The following is a 1,077-nucleotide window of genomic DNA, read 5'->3' as shown; positions in this document are numbered from 1 at the left end:
ACGCCGCCCGGCGCCGGGCTGGCCGCCGCCGCGCTGCGCGCCGGCCAGGCGGAATGGCGGGAAGGCCGCGACCCCGCCGAGACCGCCGGCGAGTTCCGCGGCCGGATCGAGCACGGGATGCGCGCCAGCATCGCCGCCACGCTGCGGCGGGCCGAGCCCGGGCTGCCGCTGCTGGCGACGATCGGGTCGGTCAGCCCCTTCGTCGGCCTGTTCGGCACGGTCTGGGGCATCATGCACAGCTTCGCCGGCATCGCCGCGCAGGGCGACACCTCCCTCACCACGGTCGCGCCCGGCATCGCGGAGGCGCTGTTTGCCACAGCCATCGGCCTGGTCGCCGCCATCCCGGCCACCATCGCCTACAACCGCTGCACCACCCGCCTGCACCGCATCCGGCAGGAAGCGCTGGCGGCGGCCTCCGCCCTGGCGCTGCGCTTGGCCCGCCGGCCGGCCGTGGTCGCCGGCCGCCGCGCCGCGGCGGCGGAGTAGCCGGCATGGCGATGCCCATGCCCGGCGGCGAGGAGGACGGCGATGCCCGCCCGGTCGCCGAGATCAACGTCACGCCTCTGGTGGACGTGATGCTGGTGCTGCTGGTGATCTTCATGGTGACGGCGCCCATGCTGACCACCGGCATCGGCGTCGACCTGCCGCGCAGCGCCGCCGCCCGGCTCGCGCCGCCGGAGCCGCCGCTGGAATTGGGGCTGACCCGCGAGGGCGGGCTGTTCCTGGGCAAGGAGCCGATCGCCGAGCCGGCGCTCGGCCCCCGGCTGGCGGAGGAGCATGCCCGGGCGCCGGAGCGGGCGCTGCACCTGCGGGCCGATCGCGGCATCGAGTATGGCGAGGTGCTGCGCGTGATGGGCCTGGTGCAGCAGGCCGGCATCAGCCGCGTCGCGCTGGTCTCCCGCCCCGACGCGGCGGGGCGCTGAGCCATGGCGGCCCTCGCCCTCAGCCGGCCCGTGCCGGACCCGGCGCCGCAGCCCCTGCCGGAGGCGCCGCCCGCCGCCGCCGGGCCGCGCCTCGCCTGGCTCGGCTCCGCCGCGCTGCACCTGGCGGCCGGCACGGCGCTGCTGCTGAGATCGG

At 77.9% G+C, this 1,077-nt stretch carries 2 protein-coding genes; both read left to right on the top strand.

Features of this window, described 5'->3' with window-relative positions; translation table 11 throughout:
• On the top strand, window positions 1-486 hold a 486-nt coding region (locus E2C05_RS31990), incomplete at its 5' end, for a MotA/TolQ/ExbB proton channel family protein (protein ID WP_192912569.1).
• Window positions 487-491: 5 nt separating this feature from the next.
• A complete protein-coding gene (locus E2C05_RS31985; RefSeq protein WP_133223624.1) occupies window positions 492-923 on the top strand; it encodes a biopolymer transporter ExbD in 432 nt (143 codons plus the stop codon).
• The last annotated feature ends 154 nt before the right edge of the window (window positions 924-1,077 follow it).

Origin of the sequence: Paracraurococcus ruber (genome assembly GCF_004353985.1) — a bacterium.
Taxonomy (GTDB): domain Bacteria; phylum Pseudomonadota; class Alphaproteobacteria; order Acetobacterales; family Acetobacteraceae; genus Paracraurococcus; species Paracraurococcus ruber.
The sequence above is the reverse complement of the archived record's forward strand: the minus strand, read 5'-3'. Positions and strand labels throughout refer to the sequence as shown.